Annotated in this window: 20 protein-coding genes and 1 pseudogene; 12 read left to right on the top strand and 9 right to left on the bottom strand. The window is 60.1% G+C overall.

Going from position 1 to position 23,251, the window contains the following annotated elements; translation table 11 throughout:
- Positions 1-127 precede the first annotated feature (127 nt).
- Positions 128-433: pseudogene (locus tag CK228_RS28730) on the top strand (integrase core domain-containing protein); the annotation flags it as partial.
- 52 nt (positions 434-485) lie between these two features.
- Here the strand turns inward: CK228_RS28730 and CK228_RS28725 are convergent.
- The gene (locus CK228_RS28725) at positions 486-1,316 is read right to left on the bottom strand and encodes a PRC-barrel domain-containing protein (protein ID WP_245437857.1); all 831 of its coding nucleotides are present in this window, start codon (positions 1,314-1,316) and stop codon (positions 486-488) included.
- A gap of 798 nt (positions 1,317-2,114) precedes the next feature.
- Between CK228_RS28725 and CK228_RS28720 the strand changes: the two genes are divergently transcribed.
- From CK228_RS28720 to CK228_RS28695, 6 genes are all read left to right on the top strand, one after another.
- Positions 2,115-3,902 carry a PAS domain S-box protein gene (locus CK228_RS28720; RefSeq protein WP_095790035.1) on the top strand — a complete coding sequence of 596 codons (1,788 nt, stop codon included), beginning with the start codon at positions 2,115-2,117 and terminating at the stop codon, positions 3,900-3,902.
- 688 nt (positions 3,903-4,590) lie between these two features.
- On the top strand, positions 4,591-5,793 hold the full coding sequence (gene repA / locus CK228_RS28715) for a plasmid partitioning protein RepA (RefSeq protein WP_095774636.1): 1,203 nt from the start codon (positions 4,591-4,593) through the stop codon (positions 5,791-5,793).
- A gap of 77 nt (positions 5,794-5,870) precedes the next feature.
- Positions 5,871-6,836 carry a plasmid partitioning protein RepB gene (repB, locus tag CK228_RS28710; RefSeq protein WP_095774637.1) on the top strand — a complete coding sequence of 322 codons (966 nt, stop codon included), beginning with the start codon at positions 5,871-5,873 and terminating at the stop codon, positions 6,834-6,836.
- Positions 6,837-6,989: 153 nt separating this feature from the next.
- A complete protein-coding gene (gene repC / locus CK228_RS28705) occupies positions 6,990-8,195 on the top strand; it encodes a plasmid replication protein RepC (RefSeq protein ID WP_095789998.1) in 1,206 nt (401 codons plus the stop codon).
- 170 nt (positions 8,196-8,365) lie between these two features.
- Positions 8,366-8,755 carry an MbcA/ParS/Xre antitoxin family protein gene (locus CK228_RS28700; protein WP_095789997.1) on the top strand — a complete coding sequence of 130 codons (390 nt, stop codon included), beginning with the start codon at positions 8,366-8,368 and terminating at the stop codon, positions 8,753-8,755.
- Positions 8,752-9,270 carry an RES family NAD+ phosphorylase gene (locus CK228_RS28695; protein ID WP_095789996.1) on the top strand — a complete coding sequence of 173 codons (519 nt, stop codon included), beginning with the start codon at positions 8,752-8,754 and terminating at the stop codon, positions 9,268-9,270. Before CK228_RS28700 ends, CK228_RS28695 begins: the two co-directional genes overlap by 4 nt.
- Before the next feature lie 39 nt (positions 9,271-9,309).
- On the opposite strand, the gene CK228_RS28690 is transcribed toward CK228_RS28695, so the two are convergent.
- Genes CK228_RS28690 through CK228_RS28680 form a run of 3 tightly spaced genes read right to left on the bottom strand, consistent with a single transcriptional unit; the run spans position 9,310 to position 11,092 of the window.
- On the bottom strand, positions 9,310-10,455 hold the full coding sequence (locus tag CK228_RS28690) for a tyrosine-type recombinase/integrase (RefSeq protein ID WP_095789995.1): 1,146 nt from the start codon (positions 10,453-10,455) through the stop codon (positions 9,310-9,312).
- A complete protein-coding gene (locus CK228_RS28685) occupies positions 10,452-10,838 on the bottom strand; it encodes a type II toxin-antitoxin system VapC family toxin (RefSeq protein WP_095789994.1) in 387 nt (128 codons plus the stop codon). Before CK228_RS28685 ends, CK228_RS28690 begins: the two co-directional genes overlap by 4 nt.
- On the bottom strand, positions 10,838-11,092 hold the full coding sequence (locus CK228_RS28680; RefSeq protein WP_095774643.1) for a type II toxin-antitoxin system VapB family antitoxin: 255 nt from the start codon (positions 11,090-11,092) through the stop codon (positions 10,838-10,840). The genes CK228_RS28685 and CK228_RS28680 overlap by 1 nt, the downstream gene beginning before the upstream one ends.
- A gap of 273 nt (positions 11,093-11,365) precedes the next feature.
- Between CK228_RS28680 and CK228_RS28675 the strand changes: the two genes are divergently transcribed.
- Together CK228_RS28675 and CK228_RS28670 are read left to right on the top strand one after the other, a co-directional pair.
- Positions 11,366-12,322 carry a DUF1403 family protein gene (locus tag CK228_RS28675; RefSeq protein WP_095789993.1) on the top strand — a complete coding sequence of 319 codons (957 nt, stop codon included), beginning with the start codon at positions 11,366-11,368 and terminating at the stop codon, positions 12,320-12,322.
- Positions 12,323-12,324: 2 nt separating this feature from the next.
- Positions 12,325-13,008, top strand: coding sequence for an SMC-Scp complex subunit ScpB (locus CK228_RS28670; RefSeq protein ID WP_095789992.1), 684 nt, complete (start codon positions 12,325-12,327; stop codon positions 13,006-13,008).
- A gap of 53 nt (positions 13,009-13,061) precedes the next feature.
- Here the strand turns inward: CK228_RS28670 and CK228_RS28665 are convergent, their stop codons facing one another.
- Together CK228_RS28665 and CK228_RS28660 are read right to left on the bottom strand one after the other, a co-directional pair.
- Positions 13,062-13,586: an RES domain-containing protein gene (locus tag CK228_RS28665; RefSeq protein WP_095789991.1), complete on the bottom strand. Its 525-nt coding sequence runs from the start codon at positions 13,584-13,586 to the stop codon at positions 13,062-13,064.
- Positions 13,583-13,969 carry a hypothetical protein gene (locus tag CK228_RS28660; RefSeq protein WP_095789990.1) on the bottom strand — a complete coding sequence of 129 codons (387 nt, stop codon included), beginning with the start codon at positions 13,967-13,969 and terminating at the stop codon, positions 13,583-13,585. Before CK228_RS28660 ends, CK228_RS28665 begins: the two co-directional genes overlap by 4 nt.
- A gap of 453 nt (positions 13,970-14,422) precedes the next feature.
- Between CK228_RS28660 and CK228_RS35485 the strand changes: the two genes are divergently transcribed.
- Positions 14,423-14,662 carry a hypothetical protein gene (locus tag CK228_RS35485; RefSeq protein ID WP_179296074.1) on the top strand — a complete coding sequence of 80 codons (240 nt, stop codon included), beginning with the start codon at positions 14,423-14,425 and terminating at the stop codon, positions 14,660-14,662.
- Complete coding sequence (locus CK228_RS28650) at positions 14,560-15,096, top strand: hypothetical protein (RefSeq protein ID WP_348629240.1); 537 nt, start codon at positions 14,560-14,562, stop codon at positions 15,094-15,096. The genes CK228_RS35485 and CK228_RS28650 overlap by 103 nt, the downstream gene beginning before the upstream one ends.
- A 109-nt stretch (positions 15,097-15,205) precedes the next feature.
- Here the strand turns inward: CK228_RS28650 and CK228_RS28645 are convergent, their stop codons facing one another.
- The 3 genes from CK228_RS28645 to CK228_RS28625 form a co-directional block, all read right to left on the bottom strand.
- Positions 15,206-15,406, bottom strand: coding sequence for a hypothetical protein (locus tag CK228_RS28645; RefSeq protein ID WP_095789988.1), 201 nt, complete (start codon positions 15,404-15,406; stop codon positions 15,206-15,208).
- A gap of 764 nt (positions 15,407-16,170) precedes the next feature.
- Positions 16,171-16,458 (bottom strand): hypothetical protein, encoded by a 288-nt coding sequence (locus CK228_RS28630; RefSeq protein WP_095789985.1) that lies wholly within the window; start codon positions 16,456-16,458, stop codon positions 16,171-16,173.
- 1,639 nt (positions 16,459-18,097) lie between these two features.
- Positions 18,098-18,595 carry an EF-hand domain-containing protein gene (locus CK228_RS28625; protein ID WP_095789984.1) on the bottom strand — a complete coding sequence of 166 codons (498 nt, stop codon included), beginning with the start codon at positions 18,593-18,595 and terminating at the stop codon, positions 18,098-18,100.
- Positions 18,596-19,268: 673 nt separating this feature from the next.
- Between CK228_RS28625 and CK228_RS28615 the strand changes: the two genes are divergently transcribed.
- Entirely contained in the window at positions 19,269-22,772 is a 3,504-nt protein-coding gene (locus CK228_RS28615; protein WP_142887696.1) for an AAA family ATPase, read from the top strand.
- Positions 22,773-23,251 lie beyond the last annotated feature (479 nt).

Here is a 23,251-nt window from a genome sequence, read left to right as displayed (position 1 = left end):
GGGTTGTGAACATTCACATTCTAGAGAAACTCTGACTGGCCATGGCCGCCTCCAGCGGTGCGCGCCTGCAGCGAAAAGCTGCGTGCACGCTGTCTCGGCCGCCGCTCCTTCATTCCGCAGGTGCTACGGCTCCTGCTACAGATCGAAGGCCTTCGCCAAGGCCTGCCGCGATCTCGGCCTCAAGCACGTCAGGACGAGGCCCTATACGCCCAAGACCAACGGCAAGGCCGAGCGCTTCATCCAGACGGCGCTGCGCGAATGGGCCTACGCCGTTGCCCACCCACATCCGATCACCGCGCCGCCGAACTGCCTGTCTGGCTGCACAGATACAATTGGCATCGCCCGCACACGGCAGCCTAAAGTCCAACCACCTATCAGTCGCCTCGCCCTAACCGAGGGACAACCTGTTGAGGCTCCGCGACCCGGTCGCTAAAACCGGGTCGCAGAAAGCGTCCGTCCATTTCAACGGACAGGCCAAGCACCTTCTAGTTCGCGATCATGCGTTGTTTGTCACGCGCGCTGGCGTAGGTGCCTTTTTCATAGGCCGGCTGCGCATTAAACTGCTCTTTTGTAAAGTTTGTATATAGGTACTTATTTCCTGACTTGTCCGTCATGAACTTGAGGTTGTCCATGCCAACGGCGACCTCCTTGGCTCCTATCCCGAGGAACCCACCGACATCGATCAGGACTGCGTCGACTTTCTTGTCCCCCGTCAGCACAACGTCGCCGATCTTTCCAACCTTGGCGTCGTTGGCGCCATAGACGGTCGTGCCGACCAGATCCTCGGCCCGGACCTTTTCGATCGGCACGGCGGTCAGAGCCGTTTTGTCAACAGCCGCGGTGGTGGTTGAGTCGGGGGCCACTGTCGTGGGCGTGGGGGCTGTATTAGAAGCCGTGGTGGGATCATAGGCCTTGGTATCGAAGTTCGGCTGAGCCTGGAGATCTTCCTTGGTGGTCTTGATCACAAGCCAGCGCTTGCCGTCCTTTTCGGCCCACTGGGCCTTGTTGAAGTCGAAAGCGACATTCTTTTCACCGATGCCGAGAAAGCCCCCGACGCCGATAATGAGAGATTGTGCCTTGCCGTCCTTCGCAAGCAGGACATCATTGACCTTGCCGATCGTCTGGGCATTAGCGTCCGTTCCGTTGTAAACGGTAGCGCCGATAATTTTGGAAACAAGGCTACCATTTGGCGCGACCGCAGCAGTTGTCGCAGCATTGTTGTCCGCCGGCGCCGTTGTCACGACGTTCGCGGCAAAGGCTCCCGAGGCAATAAGGGTTGCAAGCGCGGTGGCGGCAGCCAGACTTTTGTAGCTCATGGTGGTTATCCTTTGTGTTGTCGTCGCCCGCCCTGCCCTTTTTGCAGACAGGACGGCAACTTGATGCATCACAACGGAATGCGTTGATCGAGGTTCCCACGGCACCAGCCCGCTGAAGCCAACGGCCCAAAGTCCGCGCATACTTTCCTTGCGGGCGGCCTGGCCGAGAGGTCGAGCTTAATCACCGTGCGTTACCATTGGAAAGAAGGCCGGAAACGGACTGTAGCGCGGTAGCGCATGAGCCGCCCGGGGCGGCCGGGTCGGCAAGTCCGTCAGCACTCGAGCCAGTTGCTGGGCGCATATCGGGAACGTTCCTCGCCAGTTGTCTTTCACGACGTGAAGGTACTGTTGCCGCACGATATCTCGCGTGGTGCTTGGTCTCCGGACTCAGTTCGACCGCGCGAAACACCGGCAATCGCCAAAGATGGGTCCGTTCATCGGCCGACAGCAGGTCGACCACGCCTGGCGTCGTTCTTGCTGGCCCTGCGCAATTCGGCAGCCCAACCGCCGAGTCGCCCGATCCGTTTGTCGCCCATGGGCCTCGCCGACATTGCCGCCGAGGCGGTGGGCGATTGCCTCGGCCAAGCCCGCCGACGACCGGGGTTAACTCGCCGCGCTAAAGGCTCCGTCATGCGTAAATAGTTCAGGCTGTTTCTGGGCCAGTTCGTCAGCGTCCGCACTAGGAGCTCGGACCCCATTACCTCGGCCAACGAACCCTTCACTTCCGATATGTGGGCGGCGACTTGGAACGATTGTTTAGGCGGCGCGTTGTGGCCCGTTTACATCGGGGACCCTCGAATGACTGAACTACCGCAGGCCGACGTTGTCGCCGTCAAGAAACCGGCAATGGTCCTAGGCGGCAACTTCGACTATCAGGACTTTTTCGAAAACGGTGCCATGGCGCTCCATCTGGTGAGCGCGGATGGCCTTATCTTGCATGCCAACAAGGCAGAGCTCGATCTCCTCGGCTATCCAGCAGAGGACTATGTCGGTCACCACATTGATGAGTTTTATCCCGACCGGGACGTGATAACCGACATTTTGAGCAGGCTGTCCCGTGGTGAGAAGATTGCAAGATATCCGGCGCGTTTGCGCGCCCGTGACGGGTCCATCAAGCACGTCGAACTCACGTCGAGCAGCCATTTCCGCGACGGTAAGCTAGTCCACACCAGATGCTTTACTGTCGATGTAACTGACCTTGAGCGAAAGCGGACAGAACTCAGGCAGCAGGACCACGCCTATCACCAGATTCTCGATGGCCTTCCAGTCGCCATCTACACGACTGACCAGTATGGCATCATTACCTATTACAATCGGGCCGCTGCCGATCTGGCAGGGCGGGAGCCTCAGGTCGGCAAGGATAAATGGTGCGTCACGTTCAAGCTGTTCACCACCGACGGCAAGGAACTGCCGCACGACGAATGCCCGATGGCAGTCGCCCTCAAGGAAAACCGGCCGGTCCGCAACCAGCAGGCCATAGCGCAGCGTCCGGACGGGTCTTTTTTCCCATTCATGCCCTACCCCACACCGCTGCGCGATGAGCAGGGCGACCTCGTTGGCGCGGTGAATATGCTGCTCGACCTGACGGACCGCCAGCGTGCCGAAGAAACCAGACAGCACCTGTCGGCGATCGTGGAATCCTCATTTGACGCTATTGTCAGCAAGGATCTCAACACGATCATCAAGAGCTGGAATCGAGGCGCCGAAAAGCTCTTTGGCTACACCGCCAGCGAGGCGATCGGCAGGTCGGTAACCATGCTTATCCCCGATGACCACCCGGACGAGGAACCTCGCATCCTTGAGCGAATCCGTCGTGGGGAGCGCGTCGATACCTATGAAACGATACGTCGACGCAAGGATGGCAGTCTAGTTCCGGTTTCGCTGACGATATCGCCAGTGCGTAACGCAACAGGGCAGATCGTCGGCGCTTCGAAGATTGCGCGGGATATCACATCGGCCAGGGAAAACGAACAGCGTATCCGCATGTTGATGCGCGAGGTCAATCACCGGGTGAAAAACCAGTATTCGGTTATCCTGTCGATGATCCGGGAGACCAACAAACGATCGGAGACGCCCAAGCAGTTTGAGTCCCAGGTGCGCGAGCGCATCATGGCATTGTCGCGCTCCCAGGACCTGCTTGTTTCGGCCGACTGGCAGGGAGCTACCATCAGTGAACTTTTGGCCGCGCAGGCTCAGCCATTTCCACGCGGTGAGATGATCGAGATGTCAGGGCCGTCGTTTGTGCTTGGCCCCAATGCAGTCCAATATCTCGGGATTGCCTTCCACGAACTCGCGACCAACTCTGCGAAGTATGGCGTGCTCTCCGGCGATGACGGCCAAATTTCTGTCACATGGAACATCAGCGGTTCCGGAGCATCGCGGCTCTTCCGCCTGACCTGGGCCGAAACCGATGGGCCGCAAGTCACGACTATCGGACAGGGCGGCTTTGGAACCGTGGTCCTGAAACGGGTTGCACCTGAAGCCGTGGGCGGGCGGGGAAATCTTGAATATGGTTCGCATGGCATCAGATGGAATCTGGAGGCGCCGTTAGCCGGAGTGGGCCGTTCTGCTGCCAATCAGGATTAGAAGCAGAAAGTAGCCTTGCCGTTGCGAGGTCGGCGCATCGCCAAAGCCGATATTTAGCTGGTCAAGCAGAAACCGAGTGTCCGCCGCAATTTCTGTGTTTGGAACGACCCTAGCTCCGCAAGGTGTCGGCCGGGCGCCCAACGGCAATGCGCATCGATGATGCACACCCTCATAGGTCAGGCACTGAAAAAACAGTAGACGTACTCGGCTCCCGTACAAAGCCAGTTGGAATGGCATTCTTGCTGGTCTTTACTGGCCCCCGTCCCTACTCGGAGGTGCACGATCGACGAACGCTTGGCTCTGCAGCGCCCGCCCCTGTCACGGTCGGCCTCTTGCGACAAACGTTGACACGCAAGTCCCCTCCTTCCCGGTTTCAAACCGAGACCACGTCGATGCCTGTCACTGTCCCGCGTCAACATCGCGGTTTTTCCGACACTATCGCGACCGGCGATCTAAAAGTTGGCTTCGCCGGTTCGTTGTCTTGCGGCGCAACTCCTTGTTTTCAATATCGATCCGGGATCTTTTTACTGCGGTAAACTCCGCAGGCCGCCCGTGCGATCGGCTGCGGTCTGGCATGCGTTAACCTTTTGTTAACCCAAAACTTCTTGCCGGTAAGTCCGAATCGGAGCTTAATGGCGCTTGTTGTGGGTATTGCTTACAAAAAGCGCCAATTCAGGTTTCGACGAGAATGAATATCTCCATGCGGCTGCCTCGTTTCGAGTTCGATGACAAAATCCTCGAACAGGGCGCCGAGATTTCCCGGCGGTTGAACCAGCTTCGGATGGAGAAATTTCCGCCCAATGCAACCAAGACGCTGCGCACATTCTCCATGGCGGAGGTCGCTCACTACCTTGGGGTCTCGCAGAACAATCTGAAGCGTCTCCATCTCGAAGGCAAGGGGCCGTTGCCTGACCAAAGTCCTTCCGGCCGTCGCACCTACACGGCTACCCAGATGCTCGAGCTCAGACATTTCCTGGACCAGCACGGCAGGACCGAAGTCAAGAAGTACGTTCCGCACCGCAAGCTTGGCGATAAACTCCAGGTGGTTGCGGTGGTCAATTTCAAAGGCGGCAGCGGCAAGACGACCACGGCTGCCCACCTCGCCCAGCACCTGGCGCTGACCGGTCATCGGGTTCTTGCGATCGATCTTGATCCGCAAGCTTCGCTGTCGGCACTGCACGGCTTCCAGCCCGAACTCGATCGCAACCTCTCGCTCTATGAAGCGATCAGGTATGACGACGAACGTAGATCGATTGCGGATGTGATCATACCGACAAATTTCCCGGGCCTTGATATCATTCCCGCCAATCTCGAGCTGCAGGAATACGAGTACGACACGCCGCTTGCCATGCAGGACAAAACCTCCAATGCCGGCCGCCAGTTCTTCACGCGCATGGCCAAAGCGCTGTCGGAGGTTGACGACCGGTACGATGTCGTCGTTGTCGATTGCCCTCCCCAGCTTGGCTATCTGACTTTGACGGCAATGTCGGCGGCGACATCGGTCCTCATTACGGTCCATCCGCAGATGCTCGACCTGATGTCGATGAGCCAGTTCCTGCTGATGCTTGGCGGCATCTTGAAGACCATCAAGGCCGCCGGCGCCGCGATCGAACTCGACTGGTTTCGCTACCTGATCACGCGCTACGAACCGACCGATATTCCGCAGGCGCAAATGGTGGGCTTCATGCAGTCCATGCTTGCCGGCCAGATCCTGGAAAATCCGATGTTGAAGTCGACGGCGATTTCCGATGCAGGCCTCACCAAGCAAACGCTTTACGAGGTGGAGAAATCGGCTTTCACCCGCTCGACATATGACCGCGCTTTGGAATCGCTCGACGCGGTGAACGCCGAGATCGTCACCCTCGTCCATCGCGCCTGGGGTCGGTCATGACGACGAACTTTACGGCAGTAAAAACCGGCTATTTTGCTCGTGGAATCAGATCGCTAGCCGCGCACGGAGGCGGTTGAATGGCCCGTAAGGATATTTTCGGCAGTGTGATGGGGCCCGTCGCTGCGGTGGCCGATAACAAGGATGTATCGGGGTATGCCGTTCGTGGTGCCTCCCGTTCGATCATGCAATCCTTCGAGGAGCTCTCCAAGAGTTCGGTCGTCGATCTCGATCCTGCCATGGTTGACACCTCTTTCGTCTCGGACCGCCTGGACGAAGACGACCAGGCGTATCAGGAGTTGCTGTCGGCAATTCGCGACAGAGGCCAAGATTCGCCGGTCCTGGTCAGACCGCATCCGGAGGTTTCGGGACGCTTCCAGACTGTATTCGGCCATCGCCGCGTCAAGGTTGCCCGCCAACTGGGAAGGCCGGTCCGCGCCGTCGTCAAGAAGATGGGCGACGAGGACCATGTTATCGCCCAGGGCCAGGAGAATGCCGCCAGGGCCAATCTGTCCTTCATCGAAAGGACCCTGTTTGCCGATCGCATTCTCAAGCGCGGCCACACGTCGGACACGGTGAAGTCCGCTTTGGCACTCGATGACACGACCTTCTCGAAGATGCGCTCCGTGACCGGCAATATTCCCGAGCCAGTCATTGTGGCGGTTGGCGCGGCCAAGGCCGTCGGGCGGGACAGATGGTGGCAACTGGCCAAGCTCATGGAGCATCCGGGGAACGCGGGCAGGGCGGGTGAGTATGTGAAGAGCGCCGATTTCGCGGCGCCAAGCAGTGACGCACGTTTTGCGCTTCTTTTCGACTTCCTGAGCGCGCCGGCGAAACGTTCGCCGGCTGCGACGAAGACACGAGACACGGCCTGGGCGCCGCGGGACAAGTCGGTGCGGGCCAAGATCACCGACACTGGAAAAGTGTTCACGCTTGCCCTGAAAGCGAGGGAAGCCTCGCCATTCGGTGCTTTCATCACCGAACGGCTTGACGAGCTTTTCGAAGCTTTCCGGCAATCGGAAATGTCAAAGAAAACGGGAGACTGAAACCGCAAAAGAAAAAGGCCCCCGAACGTCGCCGTCGCGGAAGCCCTTCTCGTCTGTAGCAAGCTGAGAATCGCACTTCCCCGAATCACTGTCAAGAGTCGTGGCGCCGTTTCGGCGAGCAGGTTTCTTTTGCCTTCGTGAAAGGTGAGGGAAATGGAGAGTGGGTTTGCGACGACGCCCTTTGGGCGGCGGCCGATGACGCTTGCCTTGGTGAAGGCCAACGCCGCGTCACGGCAGATTCCGGAGGGGGCCGCCGTTGAGAAATGGCAGGTCTACCGGTGGCTATGCGAGGGCAAGTCTATCGTTGGCGTTGGTGATCGTGCGCTGGCGGTGCTGAGCGGGCTTTTGACGTTCTATCCTGACGACCAGATCAGCGAGGAAAACGGTTTGATGGTCTTCCCGTCGAATGCACAGCTATCTTTGCGGGCGCACGGCATGGCCGATTCAACGCTAAGAAGGAACCTGGCCGAGCTCGTGAGTTGCGGCCTGATCATACGCCGCGATAGTCCGAACGGCAAAAGATTCGCTCGCAAGGGGCAGGGCGGTGCTGTCCTGGAGGTCTTCGGGTTCTCGTTGGCGCCTTTGCTGACACGGGCCTCGGAGTTTCAGCGCGCCGCCGAGCAGGTCCGCGCCGAATGTCTGGCGCTGAAATTGATGCGGGAGCGGATCACGCTGCATCGCAGGGACATCCAGAAGCTGGTCGAGGCGGCGGTCGAGGAAGGGGTTTCTGGCGACTGGGGCGGCGTCTGGAGGCGGTTTCGGTCCATCGTGGATGCAATTCCGCGCCGGGCAGGGCTGCCACAGCTGGAAGCGATCGTCGGCGAGATGACCGTGCTCCATGATGAAGTGGATAGGATGCTGGAAAGCTTCGCAAATTCCACGAATCCCGGCGGCAATGAGTCCCAAAGTGAGCGGCAGCAATCTGATTCAAACACAGACTCCATTTTTGTATTTGAACCGGCTTTCGAAAAAAGCAGGGCGGCCGTCGAGCCAAGACCGGCACCGGACGAGCGGTTGAAAAGCTATCCGATTGGACTGGTGCTGAAGGCCTGCCCGGAGATTGTGGAGTATGCGGCCAACGGCATCGCCAGCTGGCGCGATTTGATGCTCACCGCGGCCCAGGTGCGCGGCTACCTTGGTGTTTCACCGTCGGCCTATGAGGAGGCTTGCCATGTGATGGGTCAGGAAGTCGCCGCGATTGTGATTGCGTGTATTCTGCAACGGGCACAGCACATCAATTCGGCCGGTGGCTATCTGCGTGTGCTGACGGAAAAGGCTCGGGCAGGGCAGTTCTCGGTCGGACCGATGCTGATGGCCGCGCTCAAGGCCAATGGTCCGGCAACCAGGATGACGGCATGAGTGAGGTACAGGGTTCGGGGCTCAGGGTTGATCGGCGCTGCTCAAGGGCACCTGAGTAGGTGACGGCGTGCAGCCACCTACGGTCGGCGGGCTCCCGGGCTTGAAAGCTGTCCATAAATGCCATACCTTTTGCACAAGAAATATGACTCCTGATATGGTGGATGAACACTATGGGGCATGCACTCAAGACAGCCGAGCAGAATAGGCCGCTCGTCTTGTCCTATATGGATCGGAACGGGAAGATTGCGATCGAGCAGGTCGCGGATGGTTTTGGGATGTCCAAGAGTCAGTTGGCCCAGACCGCCGGTCTTGCGCGTGAGACAGTCTATCGTTCAGAGCGCAGCGCTGCGACAAAGACCCAGGGGCGTCTGCGCGAAATGCTCGAGATCATCAGCCGCGTGACGGATTGGGCGGGCGGCAAGGAACAGGCAATGGCCTGGTATCGGGCTCAGCCGCTTGCGGCATTTGGCGGACGCACCGCCGAAGCGTTGGTGAAGGATGGCAAGGCCGCCGCGGTCCGTGATTATCTCGATCACATGGCCGTTGGCGGTTTTGCGTGAGGTTCGTCAGAACCTGTTACAGGGCGCACGATCCACGCTGGGCATTCAAGCCGACTTCCGGTGATGGAGCGGCGATCAGAGGCGTCCGGTTCAACCCTAAAGGCGTGCCGGCGCTTTATCTCGGGCTGACAATCATGACTGCGGTCAAGGAAGCCAACCAGGGCTTTGCGCACCGGATCGATCCCTGTGTCCTTTGCTCCTATGAGGTCGACTGCGACGACATCGTGGATCTGACAACCGAACAGGCCAGGGGAGAATTCGCCATCGCGCTCGAGGACATGGCCTGCGCCTGGGCGACGGCTCTAGGCGACGCAGAGCGCCCGGCGTCCTGGTCCATCTACGACCGGCTGCGGTCTCGCGATATTGCCGGAATTGTGGTCCCGAGCTTCGCGCCAAGTGCCCAGGACGAGGATCGTAACCTGGTCCTGTGGGAGTGGGGTCCGGACCTCCCGCATAAAGTAACTGTCTTCGATCCGAGCGGCCGGTTGCCGAAGGACCAGTTGTCTTGGTCATAGTAGGCTCATGGAAGGGCAGGGGAGGGGGCTTATACCGGCCTACAATCCGCTTGCCTTGGTGAGGTTGACACGAAAACGGTCACGCCGGCGCTGATAGCGGCGGGTCATCTCGGCGGATGCATGGCCAAGCTGCTTTTGCACGTATCTCTCGTCGACCTCGGCCGAGGAGGCCAGACCGGCGCGCAGCGAATGGCCTGAAAACTTCATTTCTCGCTCGCTTTCGGACAGATCGCCCCGCACGCCTGCGGCCATTGCCGCGCGCTTGACCAACCGCGCCACTTCCTGGGCGTTCAGCCGTTCGGCGCCGACGGCCTTGCCTTGGCCGGTGACGCGCCGAAAAACAGGCCCGTGCGCGATACGCCCCATTTTCAGCCAGGTCTTCAAAGCAACCGCGGGGCAGGTGCTGTCGGCCGACCCAAAGCCGATCTCAACTTCGCGCCAACCAGTCTTGCCACGCAAGGTCACCAGAATGCCGTTGTCCAAAATCTCGATCCAACCGGACGAATCCTCAGTTTGGTCCCTGGCCACGTCGAGGCCGACGATTTCGGAGCGGCGCAGTCCGCCGGCAAACCCGAGTAGCAGCATCGCCCTATCGCGCAGTCCGCGCAGGGTCCCGCGATCCAGTGTCTCCAGCATGGCGATCAGATCCTCCGGCAAAACCGCTTCCTTCTGCCGGGGTGGGGAAGCGTGTGTGTTGCGGATACCGGCCATGACGGTGGTGATATGGCGGTCTTTTCTGTCCAACGGCTGGCCGCGCTGCGCATAGTTCCACGTTAGGGAGGCGAGGCGCCGTTCAATCGTGGACACGGAGTTCGGCTTCTGGTCGCCCGTGACGGCACCCGACGCGCAGGCGGTGATATAAAGCCCGATGACCTGCGGATCAGGCGGAAACACCTCAATGCTTTGGCGGCGGCACCAGCTCGCAAAATGCTTCCAGTCGGTCGCATAGGCGCGCCGGGTGTTGGCCGAGCTTGCTGCCTCGACATAGTTCCGGGCGCGGTCGGCCAGGCGCTCCAGATGCGCCGAAACGCGCGGCTCCGGTCGGACGGCCGGAAGGGAAGGGGAGGGGGTGTCGGCTGCGGGATCCTCCGGCGCGCGGCCCATCTCCATGACGACGTCGACGATGTCGGGCATGTCGTCGTCGCCGAAAGCCGGTGATCCGTGACCGTTATCAGCCATCCTCATGCCGCCTTGATGTCCGTTCGGGAGAAATCATCGCCCTTGAAAAGCAGCGGTTCGCCGGTGAGTTTGGCCAGGGCATAAGAGAAGCAGTCGCCGTAATTGAGCGCCGCTGGATGCCGTCCCTTGCCAAAGCGGCGCCAGGCACGGCGAGCCTGGTCCGCGTGCTCCGCGGTCACGGCCACGATGCCGACCTCGGCTTTGTGAAGCCAAAGGTCAAAATCCGCTCCGCCTGCTTCTCCGAGGCGCGCCTCGATGACCATGGCTGCCTCAAGCACCGTCGCAGCCGAAATCAGGCGAACAGGATCGTCGGCGATTTTCTCATGGAGACCGCTGGCTTCCTGCTCATTGAACGCGATTGCGGCAATCACGGAAGCATCAATGACCATCAGGACGGAATTCCGTTCTCGTCATAGCCCATGATCTCATCGGGCGTTCGCTCGTCGAGAATCGGCAGCGCGTTCAAGCGCTTGCGAATTGCCTCCAGATCTTCCAGCAGCGCTGCCTTGCGCGCATCAGAGCCCGTCCTGCGCAGTCGCTCCTCGAGCGCTCGCTTGGTGGCAATGGTGATGGTCTCACCCGTGCGTTGGGCGAGCTTGCGGGCAAGAAGTTCCGTTTCCCGATCCTTGATGCTGAGGGCCATTTGAGGGTACCTTGGTTCCTAATTGTCTACCTTCAGCCTATATACTCTATCCGATGCGGGAATGCACGACCCCTGCGGCCCTTCTCTCTGGTCAGCAGAGCGGTGCCCAGCACGGTTTTCGGGGCTTTGCTCGACGAAAATGGCCATTTCTCTTATAAAGAACAAAACGAGTGATAATGCAAGATTATCGTTCGTTTTGTCTCCGCGACACGCTGTGCGTTTTGGTGCAAAATTCATGGCACAAAGCGCACGAGCGCTTTACCCTCCACAATCATGATTCGCCTTGATCCCGCGACCGCCAGCTCCTCTGCGCCGCCCTCCGTTCCGGCCTGGGCGATTGCAAGCGCCGGCGCGCCGCGCGACGGCGAGGCCGCCTTCCGGGCTGGCGCCGCGCTGGGTGTCCTCGATACGCTGGCCCGCGCGCAGCCTGCCTGGGCCGGCGCGTGGCGGCAGCGGCTGGCGCTCGATTGCGCCGCCTCCGGCATGCGGCTCGCCGGCCGCGCCGAGGACGCGGCCGCCTTGCGCGACGCCTGGTATCTGCGCCAGGCCGGGGCTGACCCTGGACCCGCCGGCACCATCTTTGGCGCCTGGCGGCAGTTGGCCGGGCAGCCGCCGGTCGCTACGCCTGACCGGCTCGGGAAGATAGTCGACCAGCTTGGCCTCCATTGGGATGTCGAGGCGCTGGCCGCGCTTTGTGAACACATCGACGACCTGGCGCGCTCGCGGCGGCCGGCGCCGTTCGCCGCCGCGGCGATCGCCGTCCGCGTCGTCACCATGCGCCCCGATGCCGAGCTTTTGGCTTGGTGGCTCGCCGACCTGGTGCTGGCGCAATGCCTGCGCTGGCCGCGGCCGCTGCCGCTCCTGATGGCGCAGGCCTTTGGCCCGTCTTTCCGCGCAGAGGCCGTCGGCGCCAAGCGCATCCGACCCGCGGAGAAAGATTTTGAGCCCGCGGTCTGCGTGGCGCTCGTTCAAGCGGCGGCGCAGGCCTGCCGGCTGGCTGACGAGTTGTCGCGCCGCGCCGCAAAACTCCTGGCGGTGACGCCGAAACTGCGTGCCAAGGGTGCCGGCGAGGTGATCTTCCTGCTGCTCAACGAAGACGCCGTCTCCGGATCGCTGACGACGAAGGATCTGTCGCGCTTTGCATCGCGGCGGCTGTTCGAACGGCTGCAGCAACTGGAGGCCGTGCGCGAGCTTTCCGGCCGTCCCACCTTCCGGCTGTTTGGACTCTAGCGATGAGCGAAGCCTCTGCCCGCCACAAGCCGAACGATCAGCCGGCGCTGCTTGACACCGAGCTCGATCACCTGCCGCCAGAACTGCGCTGGCGTGAATGGATGGGCCGGGTGGAGGCGGTGATTTTTTCCGCCAGCGAACCGGTGACGCGAAGTGTCCTAGCGCGCGTGGTGGGGAAGAACTGCAAACTCGAGCTGATCATCGACGACATCCGCGCCGAGCTCGAAGGCCGCCCCTACGAGCTGGTGTCGGTCGCCGGCGGCTGGCAGCACCGGACGAAAAAGGTCTTTGGCGACATCATCCACGCCGCCTTTGGCACGGCCGGGAAGGGGACAAAAGAACTGTCGCAGTCGGAGGCGCTCGTGCTAATGTGCATTGCCTATTTCCAGCCGATCACGCGTGGCGAGCTGTCTTCCTTCTTCGGCAAGGAGGTCTCGCGCGATCTGATCGGCGTGCTACGGCGACAGGAGCTGATCGCCTCGGGGCCGCGCAGCCCGCAGCCGGGGGCGCCCTACACCTATGTGACGACGAAGACTTTTCTGTCGCAGTTCGGGCTCGACACGCTGCGCCAGCTGCCGGATTTCGAGGCGCTCGAGGACGCAGGGCTGCTGTCGAAGGAGAAACTCTTGGTCGGCGGTATTCCAGCCGACTTGCCTAGCGGCGAGGACGATGTCGTTGAGGACTAGGAGGTGTCATCAGCGGGGCTTGCCGCGCTGCGACCACAAAGACAGGCGATCACTCAGGGCCAGGACGACTGGTCGTGCGGTAGCCGGTGATCAGGATCGTGAACCGCGACACGATCGCCGTCGACAAGATTGGCCGGAAAGATCACCAGATTGGTACCGCCGGCGTGACACAGCGACGGGAACAAGATACCGCGCAGCCCGGCCGTGATGACCACGTCCGCGAGCTTCCACGATGGCGGGATTTTCTTGTCGATGCGCGCGATCTGGCGCCATGCACAATCCCATTCCTTCCACGCACTATCCCAGATGTCCGGATCAAATCCTTGCGAAAGGTTGGCGACATCGGAGAGCGTTATCTTGTAGGCGGCAAGGGTGGCCGGCGGAGTGATGCTGGCGCCCTGCTTGTATTCCTCCAACGCCGTCTGAGGTGCGCGGGACAGGTAAAGGGCTTCGACGCCTGGCCGGTTGAAACGACCGCCGTCATTCGCCGCGCCTGCACCGCTGGTGGGCAGGAAAGCCCATTTGGGTGTCAGATAGCGATGGAAGATCTCGTCCGGCCCGACGCGGGTGACCTTCACCCGCGCGCCCCGTTCTCGAGATCCCGGATGAAGGCTAGGACTGCTTCAACTTGGCCGTCCGCGACGAGCTCGGCCGCCGTGCGATGGCCATAATCGGCAATCGGTTCGTTGCGATACCAGTAAATCGCTTTGTCGACGTCGCCGGTGAGTTCCGTCGCGGCCGAGATCACTTTCACCATCTCGCGCATCCGGCCCTGCAGGCGCTCCGATGCGGGATTGCGCAGCGTGTTGCGGTGGACACCAGTCAACTGGGCGAGGTTGGCCACCTTCACGCCGAGCGCCTGCGACAGGCGCTTCGGCGAGATATAAGGTGTGCGCGGCTCCTGCAGGCTGTCGACGAAGCCTGAGACCACTTTCGACGATGCCAGCTGTGCGTGAGTCATGACAAATCTCCGACCATACGCACAATATATGCACATTTGGGCGCATAGCAAGTGAACAGAGGCCTGACGCCTTCCAGCGCACTGCTTGTCCTTCCTCATCCGTAGCGGTTGTTAGCTGGCGGCGGCAATGCACCTTCGAGCCAGTCGTTCGACCTACATTACAAATGGCCCGATTGCGGACATCGGAAATTCACTTCACTGCACCGGCGCCGACCAGAACTGGCCGATCAGATCGGGTTGCAGGGATAGGCGTTTCTGATTTCAGCATTGAAGAATTGTCCGATAGAGGAGGCTTCCAACAGCCGATCGTACATGAACTGGGGGACATTGTAATATTCGAACAAGAGTTGGTGGTAGGCGATGTTCACCCTGGGGACATTCACCTCAGTCGTCCTGACGGCACAGTCGCCACTGCTAGACTGAGCGGCTTCTTAGACTGGGCGGCGCCTCTGGATGGGGCTGATCTTTTTCGAAAAGCGCGGCGGCGTGCAAAACCGCGACGTGATCGAAGGCTTCGCAGCCATGATCGAAGCGTGGGGCATGCCGCAGTCGCTCTATTTCGACAACGGCAAAGAGTTCGGCTTCGACGCCTGCGCGACCTATACCTGGTCGCCTTCGATCTCCTGTACCTCAACGGGTACGATTTGCGCGACATGCCGGTGGAAGACCGCCGCGAAATCCTCCAGGCGCTGATCCCGACCGGTGGCCGCATCCAGTTCAGCGAAGCAATGCCGGGAACGGGCGATGCCGTCTATCATCTTGTCGACCAAGCAGGCTTGGAAGGCATGGTGTCAAAGCGCAAGGGCAGCAGCTATCGCAGTGGTCCGACGATGAACTGGCGCAAGATCAAGTGCTATACCGAAAAGGAAATGGACATCATCGGCGTGCAACGGGAGGCCGGTAAGCCTGCGATGGTGCTGATGGCCGACAACGGCCGATATGCCGGCGGCGCGTTCGTGGCATTCAAAGCAGATAAGCGGCAACGGCTTTGGGATCGGGTGCAAGGCAAGATTGGCGGCCCGACACCGATAGGTCTGAAAAAGGCCAAGGCTGAGTGGCTCAAGCCTGGGCTGGTCGGAAGCGTTCGGTTCCTCAAGGGCGAGGAAAAGCTACGCACGCCACGCTGAAGGATTTCTGGGAGGGCTAGCCCTGATCTGATAGAGTTCCCCGGCGAGCGTGGACGGACGCCCCCACGGATTGCCCGGGCTGCATTGTCAAGTATTAGCGCAAGCTTAATTAGTCTCTTTCGACCGCGAACTTGAAAACTTCTCGCCGCCCCTCATCCGCGACCCGGAACCAATGAGCCTGCACAGTTCTGACGACGAACGGTCCGGTCGTAACTTTGCTTACAGCCTCCAAAGCTGTCGCGCCGTGGGCAATATGCAGGGCTACAACTTCGTCACCCTGCATTTCATCGATGTGGTACTTCGTCGTCATGGGCTCCTCGCGGATGAGCCCTAAACGTCATTGGTCAGCGCAGGTTCCTCGTGGCTCAATCTGGCCTTCCGCATACGCGAGGGCAAAGGATTCCATATCGTAGGTAAGGGTCGTTTCCTTGTCGGCCTCGACCACGCGGACATGCCATTCGCCCCATGCTTCGACCACTTCAACGCAAGGGTGGACCTTGCCGTTTTCGTCTCACTATGAAGGTCGCGACATCGCACACGTCAAGCAGTTAGGGCGTTGCTTGATGCTTGGCGAGTCCCTGCCAGACGGCGATCACCACCGCCTATCCTTTCGGGCGCGATGATGGGGTAACTTGGTGTTGCATGTGGCAGTTTGACGTCGAGGCAGACATTCGCTCAACCGGTTCATGCCCGACAGCCATATGTAGGAAGCACCGATCTGGGAGAGGAGTCTAAGCCGCCTCCTTTCGAGCCTATATATGCTTTCTGGCACAATTCCTAAATGTCCGCATGGCTGAACACGTTATCCTTGCGAACCTCGACCGACACGACTCCAACGTCGCCTTTCCGGGTCTGGCACATGGCCATCGCGTGATCTTTGGCTGCCCTCTCAGCGTCGAAGGTCACTTTGTCAATGATGCCCAGTCTTCCGTACCAGACTACCGTATACCCATTGCTGCCTTCATCCGAGGCAAGCATAGGCGCTCTGCCTTACTCCTTCAAACAGCTCGTAAAGAATGCGCGCGGGTCGGGACTGGAAGGGGCGTTTTCTCGCCGTCCTTCCTTACTCGCAGTTCAGCCGCCCATCATCTTGGCCATCGCGCAGAAGTCGGCATGCGACTTATTGATCGTCGTATCGCCGCAATCCTTCAGAACCGCCTTCTGTTCATCGGGTTTCATGGCCTTCCAGGCGGTCTTGAAGTCTGCCTCAGACCTCAATGTTTTCATCCCCGCATCGGTGAAGAACGGCGACATCTTTGCCGGATCGTCGAGCGCGGAGGTACCTCCGCTGGACGCGGCCAGCGCAGCTCCAGTTACCATCGAGAGCGCCATCGCGCCCATGGCGAGAATTTTGAAGTTCATTTTTATCTCCTCACACTACGTCGATCGTATGCAACGATCATTCCTTCGCAACGTCGTCGGGGAGGTAAAGTTGCCTGCTTGTACCGATAAGCAGGGATTCTATTCCGGCGAATGCATTTTTGGCGCAATGGCGCGGCACCGCCAGTCGAACCGACCTTCACGCACGAACATGGGCTTCCTTCGCCGCTGCCGTAAAGGCGGGCGACGCTAACCGTCTTGCGCTGATGCATCACATCCATAATAGCCTTGACTGCGGACTTGTAACGCGGGCCATTCTTTCGGGGCTAATTTTCGGCCAGCAGCGACGCGGCCTTGGCCGTACGTGTAACGACGAGGTGACGGGCCTGTTTCGGAAGGTGCGATCGTCACTGGGATATCGAAAAATTCGTCGCGCACTGCACTCGACTCCATGTGGCGAGTCGCCCTCGAGACAAGCGTAGAACCAGCTTCCGACGGTTTTGGATTCTTGATCGTCGGTAGGCAAGAGTGCAACTCGTAAGTCCCTCATTTAAGGGAGACCCAGATCGAACATGCTCGAGTGTAATCCAAAATGCCCGTGGGGGTATCGAGCGGGATCATTGTGCATGAAAACACTTCGACTATAACTCCATGAAACTATCCCGCATTTCAGATACGCGATAGTTTCAGGCAGCGGCATTGCCAAGCATCCCCACTTAATTCGTAAGTCACTGATTCTTGGACGAATTCCATCTTCGATTCCCATAATTCCAAGCAGAAGGGAGAACACGCGCTCCAGCAAATGCCCGGACTAACCAGCTAGCCTTGTCACCGCCGGCAGTTCCGAATGGCTCTCGCCGCTGGCACAAGGCGCCCGTCTAGTGGCCGAGGCGGCGGAGGACAATTTCCGGATCGAGCTTGGGACCGGAAGGTAAAAAAATCTCGAAACAATACGCAGCCACGCGCTGATTGAGAGGTTGACATGACGGCTTGAACATTCAGTGCTGCCCAAGCGCGGAAAGAAAGAGGCGCACCGCGGCAAAACCTTGCCGAAAGGCGAGGATTCGCCGCGTTCAGACCCGCAATAGGCAGGCACCTCGACTAGATGCAGCCCGCCAGGCTTTGGCAGGTGCCTTGTGGGCGTTCTTCGGGGTGACTTGAATGAGCAGTCGTCGTCGCGGCCACCGCACGAGCAGCCCGTTTGGGTTTTTCTGCCGCAGCGGGTGTAGGCGCAGCCGCCTTGCGCCCGAGCCCTATTGATCTCCCCAGGGCCGATGCAAGGCGCGCGATGCGTTCACCATCGCGGCCAAGGGCAAATTGCTGAGCCAAGTTGCGATAACCCAGGCAAAAGTCCGGACGGACTGGAGAGACGATCGTTCATTGTGGGCCTCCTGTTCGACGATAGTTGGTCCCACCCATTTCCGGCTTGATCCGGCAGAAAGCGTATCAGACGCTTGAGCAATTACAGATCCACCGCGTCAGGCGATGTCGTGCAGCGAACGTCTCGAGAGTTGGGCGGAACTCCCTCGAACGGGATCCAACCGGCGCCTCCCGACGCTGCTCCAGACCGAGTATCCGCTGTTAGAGCACGCGCGGTTAACCGCGGCGACAGCTCGCCGATCACAGTCGCTTTCGAGGATCTCTGTCCTCCGTGCCGCCGGTCCGGGACACCGGCAATGGATTATTCGGGTGGCTGATCAGACCCTCCATGGAAGAAAGTTTGAATTTCTTCCATGTCGATATTGCCATCGCCGTTATTGTCGACGGCGTTAAATATCCGCCCAACCAAATCTTGAACCTCGTTCTGCGACAGCGCGCCATCGCCGTTGGCGTCCATTATCGCAAACATCATGCGCATCGCTGCGCCATGCATCATCCGGGCTCCCATACCATGGCGGCCCTCCCTCATGCTGCGTCCTTCAGGCGGACCTTCTCGGAAGTCGCGGTGCCATCGGCCGCCGCCGTCCTCTTGCATTCTTTCCTGCATCATTTCACGCATCATCTGACGCATCATTTCGCGCATGGAGCCCTGGGTCTGGGCGTTTCCCGGAGATTGTTCGGCTCCCTGCTGCTGTGCCGGTGCTGCTGGTGTGGGTGTCCCGCCCATCTGCGCCAGCGCAGGCGAGGCCAACAGTGTCATCATCACGGTAGCGGCCATAGTTGCGGTTGCTGGTCTCATTATGTCCTCCTTGGACGATGGACGCCGAACGTGTCGGCATCAAACCAAAACCCGCTGCTCTTCTCATAGTTCCTCTCAGGTCAGCCGATGACTGTTGCGAACAAGAACAAGTATCTGCAGTTAGGCGCGCCGCCGCGAAGCCGGGCGCGGAACGGACCATTTCCTGTGAGCGATTTCGGCTGGCCCGCCATTGGGCGGGAAGCCGCGACACGCTGATGATGCGGAGCCGCCGCTGATATCGAGTAGCGTAGCCGTGCTGTTGCGAATATTGAAGCTGGAGTGCGATCTTTGTTTTTGGCGGAGCGAGGGCTCTCAGGAGAGAGTCACTGTCTTGGGCTATCGGATGACGGGATCAAGCCCGCGCTAGCCAAAAACGTGCGAACCGCCGTGCGAACCTCCTGCATCTGTCCAACCAAAAAATGTCCGCCACTGTTGTAGATGACCAGCTTGGCACCGGGAATATTGCCTGCTGCGAACTCAGCTGCCGGCAGCGTGTTAACCGCTGATCTTACACAATAGGAGACGGTCGTTTTCCGGCCCCATTAACGGCCTTGCCGCGCCTCGATGATCGCGCGCCGTTTAATCAGCCATATGTCAGCATGGATCGCCCGCCGGCAATGGGTCCCGTTTGACGCGGATCCGTTCAGTTTTGCGCGCGGAAGGAACGGCGGCTTTGCTGCCAAAAGCTATCACTGCCCCGGCAACCAATGCCGGGCTCGAAGCCCCCCAAATTCTTCCAGAGGGAACTCCAGCTTCGAAAGAAATCCGTGTCTACAGCATTTCCCTGGCATCTGAGCTAATATTGCGGCTGAGGGACCGAATTCAGCCTTGGGAGAGCTGTGTGGACGTTGCCGCGTGGTTGCGAGGCCTCGGCCTCCAGCAATACGAGCAGGCATTTCGCGACAACGCGATCGACGCGGAAGTCCTGCCGGAGCTGACCGATGCCGACCTCGAGAAGCTCGGCATGCTCCTCGGTCACCGCAAGCGATTCCGCAGGGCGGTAGTGGGGCTTGTGCCGGCGTCAAGCCATCCCGACCCGAGCACCGATGACATCGTGGCTCAGAACCGCCAGGAGCTAAGCACGGAGCGTCGACAGCTGACCGTCATGTTTGTGGATCTCGTCGGCTCGACGGCGCTGGCGACGCGTCTGGATCCCGAGGACCTGCGTGAGATCATCGGAGCGTATCACCGGTGTGTTGCCGATACGGTCGCCCACTTCGGCGGCTTTGTCGCCAAATATATGGGCGACGGAGTTTTGGTGTATTTCGGCTACCCGCAGGCGCACGAGAACGCCGCCGAGCAGGCGGTGCGCGCTGGTCTTGCTCTCGTCGATGCCGTCAGGCGAATTGCAGAGCCCGAGCCGTTGCGGGCTCGCATAGGTATCGGCACCGGGCAGGTCGTCGTTGGCGATCTGATCACCGCCGGCGAAGGGCAAGAGCGCGGCGTCGTGGGCGAGACGCCGAACCTCGCCGCCCGCCTGCAAGCTCTTGCCGAACGCGACGCGGTCGTGATCGGGCCGCAAACGCGGCAGCTGGTCGGCGATCTTTTCGAATATCGCGATCTTGGCGCCCTCGAGGTGAAAGGCTTTCCGGAGCCGATTCATCCCTATCAAGTGGTTCGTGAGAGCGCTGTCGAAAGCCGGTTCGAGGCAATGCATGGGACGACGCCGACGCCGCTGGTCGGGCGTGAGGAGGAGGTCGACCTGCTGCAGCGCCACTGGCAGCGCGCGAAAAGTGGTGAAGGTCGTGTGGTGCTGCTCTCAGGGGAGCCGGGCATCGGAAAGTCGCGCCTCACCCTCACCTTGCAGGAGCGGATCCAGAATGAGCCACACACCCGCTTGCGCTATTTCTGTTCGCCGCACCGTCAAGACAGCGCGCTCCACCCGACCATTGCGCAGCTAGAACGCGCCGCCGGGTTGGAGCGCGACGACCCGCCTGAGAGAAAGCTGGATAAGCTTGGCGCCCTGCTTGCCCCGGCCTCGTCGGAGGACGGTGCGCTGCTGGCTGAGCTGCTGTCGTTGCCGACCGACGGCCGTTTCCCGCCTCTCCAACTGGCGCCGCAGCGTAAGAAAGAGAAAACCTTCGATGCGCTGCTCAGGCAGCTCGAAGATCTGGCGCGACAAGGTCCGGTGCTGATGCTCTTCGAGGATGTGCACTGGATCGACCCCAGCTCGCGCGAGCTGCTCGACCTAGTCATCGATCGGGTGCCGCGCCTGCCGGTTCTGCTTCTCCTCACCTACCGCCCCGAGTTTCAACCACCGTGGATCGGGCAGTCGCACGTCACGGTTATGGTCCTCAATCGGCTCGATCGTCGTGAAGGTGCCGCGCTGGTCCAGCGGGTCGTCGGCACCGAAGAGCTGCCGAGGGACGTGATCGCGGAGATCATCGAGCGCACGGATGGGGTGCCACTGTTCGTCGAGGAGCTGACCAAGGCGGTGTTGGAGAGCGGCAACGCCAGGACAGCGCTCTCACGAGCTGCCGCGATGACATTGAACGTTCCCGCCACGCTGCATGCCTCGTTGATGGCGCGCCTCGATCGCCTCGGCTCAGCCGTTAAGGAGGTCGCGCAGGTCGGCGCGGTTCTCGGTCGGGAGTTCTCCTACGAATTGCTGGCAGCAGTCACACAGCGAAATGCCGCTGAGCTAAATGATGCACTGGATCAACTCGTCGGCGCCGGTCTGGTGTTCTGCCGCGGGACGCGGCCACTGGCCACTTACCTCTTCAAGCATGCGCTCGTTCAGGACGCAGCGTATGGCACGCTGCTGCGCGCTAAGCGCCAGGAGCTACATAAGCGTGTCGCAAACGTATTGGAGGAAAAGTGGCCCGACATCACTGAAGCGCAACCCGAGCTCCTCGCACACCATCTGCAGGAAGCCGGGGATTGGTCGGGCGCGCTCGATCACTGGCAAAAGGCGGGAGTGGCCGCTCTGGTCAGAGCGGCTACCCGGGAAGCCGTGTCGCACTTTGCCAGTGCCATTGACTGCAGCAGGAGAGTTGGCGATGTGTCCGGCGGCGCTGAACGGATGACACGTCTCCACCTTGCGATGGCCAATGCCTTGATGCAGGCTGAAGGGTATCGGTCTGAGCGCCTTGAGAAGGCCCTTGAGGATGCACGTCTTGTCGCCGCGAACGCTGCATCGGTCGAATTGCAATGTGACGTTGCGCTTTCACTCGCTCCATTCTTTTATGCCACTGGGCGCAATCACGACTACCTGATCCTGGCCGAAGAGCAGCTCGCAAACTGTGCCGATTTCCTTCCAGCGGCCCATCTGGGTAGTCTTTGGGCAACAAAGGGGATGGCTCATTCCAATCGGGGAGAGCAGCCGCAGGCAGCGGAAGCTTTGCGCAAGGCCTTGGATTTGCTTGATCGTGTTGACCCAAGTCCTGGCATCTTGTTCGCCGGTGCGGATCAACCCCGTGTCTCTGCCCAGGAATATTTCAGCGAAACGCTGATCACATTGGGTTTATTTGATGCTGCAGTCGAAGAGAAAGAGCGCCTAATTCGAAATTTTAACCAGGTCGATAAGCCTTTCGACCTCGCGTGGTGTCTTCTCGCCCAGTGCGAATTGTGTGCGCTACTTGGGCAATACAAGGAACTCCTTGAGAATGCTACGAAGATCGTCAAGATTTGCGAACTACACGGCTACACGGCGCGTCGAAGCAGCGGCATCAGGTGGCGCGGCCATGCCCGTTCGCATCTAGGTGAACTGGATGCCGGCATCGATGACGTCCGGGAGAGTTTGGTTACCTGGCGTGCGCAAGACGTCGTATTTCATACCCCTGAGAAAGCATGCGAACTTTGTGATCTTCTCCTGCGCGCCGGTCGCATCGACGACGCGTCGCAAATGCTTGATGATGTCGATACCCTCGTTTTCGAAACGGACGAGGCGAGCTACCTAGCAGAATGTATTCGCCTTCGTGGCCAAATCGCCGCGGGCCGAGGTGACCTGGCGGGTGCCGCGCACCTATTCGAAACAGCAATTGCCACTGCCCGTCGGCAGCAAGCGAGACTCTTCGAGCTTCGCGCCGCAACGCAACTGGCACCAGTTCTGGCACGGCAAGGGCGTGTGCATGAGGCGGCGACGCGTCTGCAAGCGGTGGTCCACACATTTAACACTAGGTATCCGATCGTCGACCTCATCGCGGCACAAAGGGCGCTGGACGCCCTGAGCCGTTGAGGTCGGCGTCGGTTCCGACAACTAGTTTGCATTGATGCAAGCTTGGCTCATGCGCAACCGAGACGCGCGTTCGTTCGTTTGGACTGGAATGTAGCGGAAGTTGAGATGAGACGTTCACGCTTGTCCCCGCGTAAGCGCGAACATGGCGCGAGCGCGACTTCAGCATGGTCGGCTGCGATATCTGCTTTCGGGCGGAGGCAAAATCGGCCTCTGCGGCCGAAATAGGGCGCGTTACCGTCGTTCGCGAGAGGCGGCGGAGGGGCTTCATTAAATCCTTGGGCCATGAACATGTGACCATAGAGAAACGTTAGACCGATGTGGATTCCGGCGCTAGTGGCATCCAAGGACCTTATCCAAGTTGCGGGCTGTGGCCAGCCAGTCCACCGCGGTCGACTTGCCGTTTGCTAAATTTGGGCTTCCTGAGAGCAGACGTCGTCGGCAGCTTCACTGAAGTTCAAGCAGGCAACTATTGGCAATAA

The organism is Mesorhizobium sp. WSM4312 (genome assembly GCF_002294875.1).
Taxonomy (GTDB): Bacteria; Pseudomonadota; Alphaproteobacteria; order Rhizobiales; family Rhizobiaceae; genus Mesorhizobium.
The sequence above is the reverse complement of the archived record's forward strand: the minus strand, read 5'-3'. Positions and strand labels throughout refer to the sequence as shown.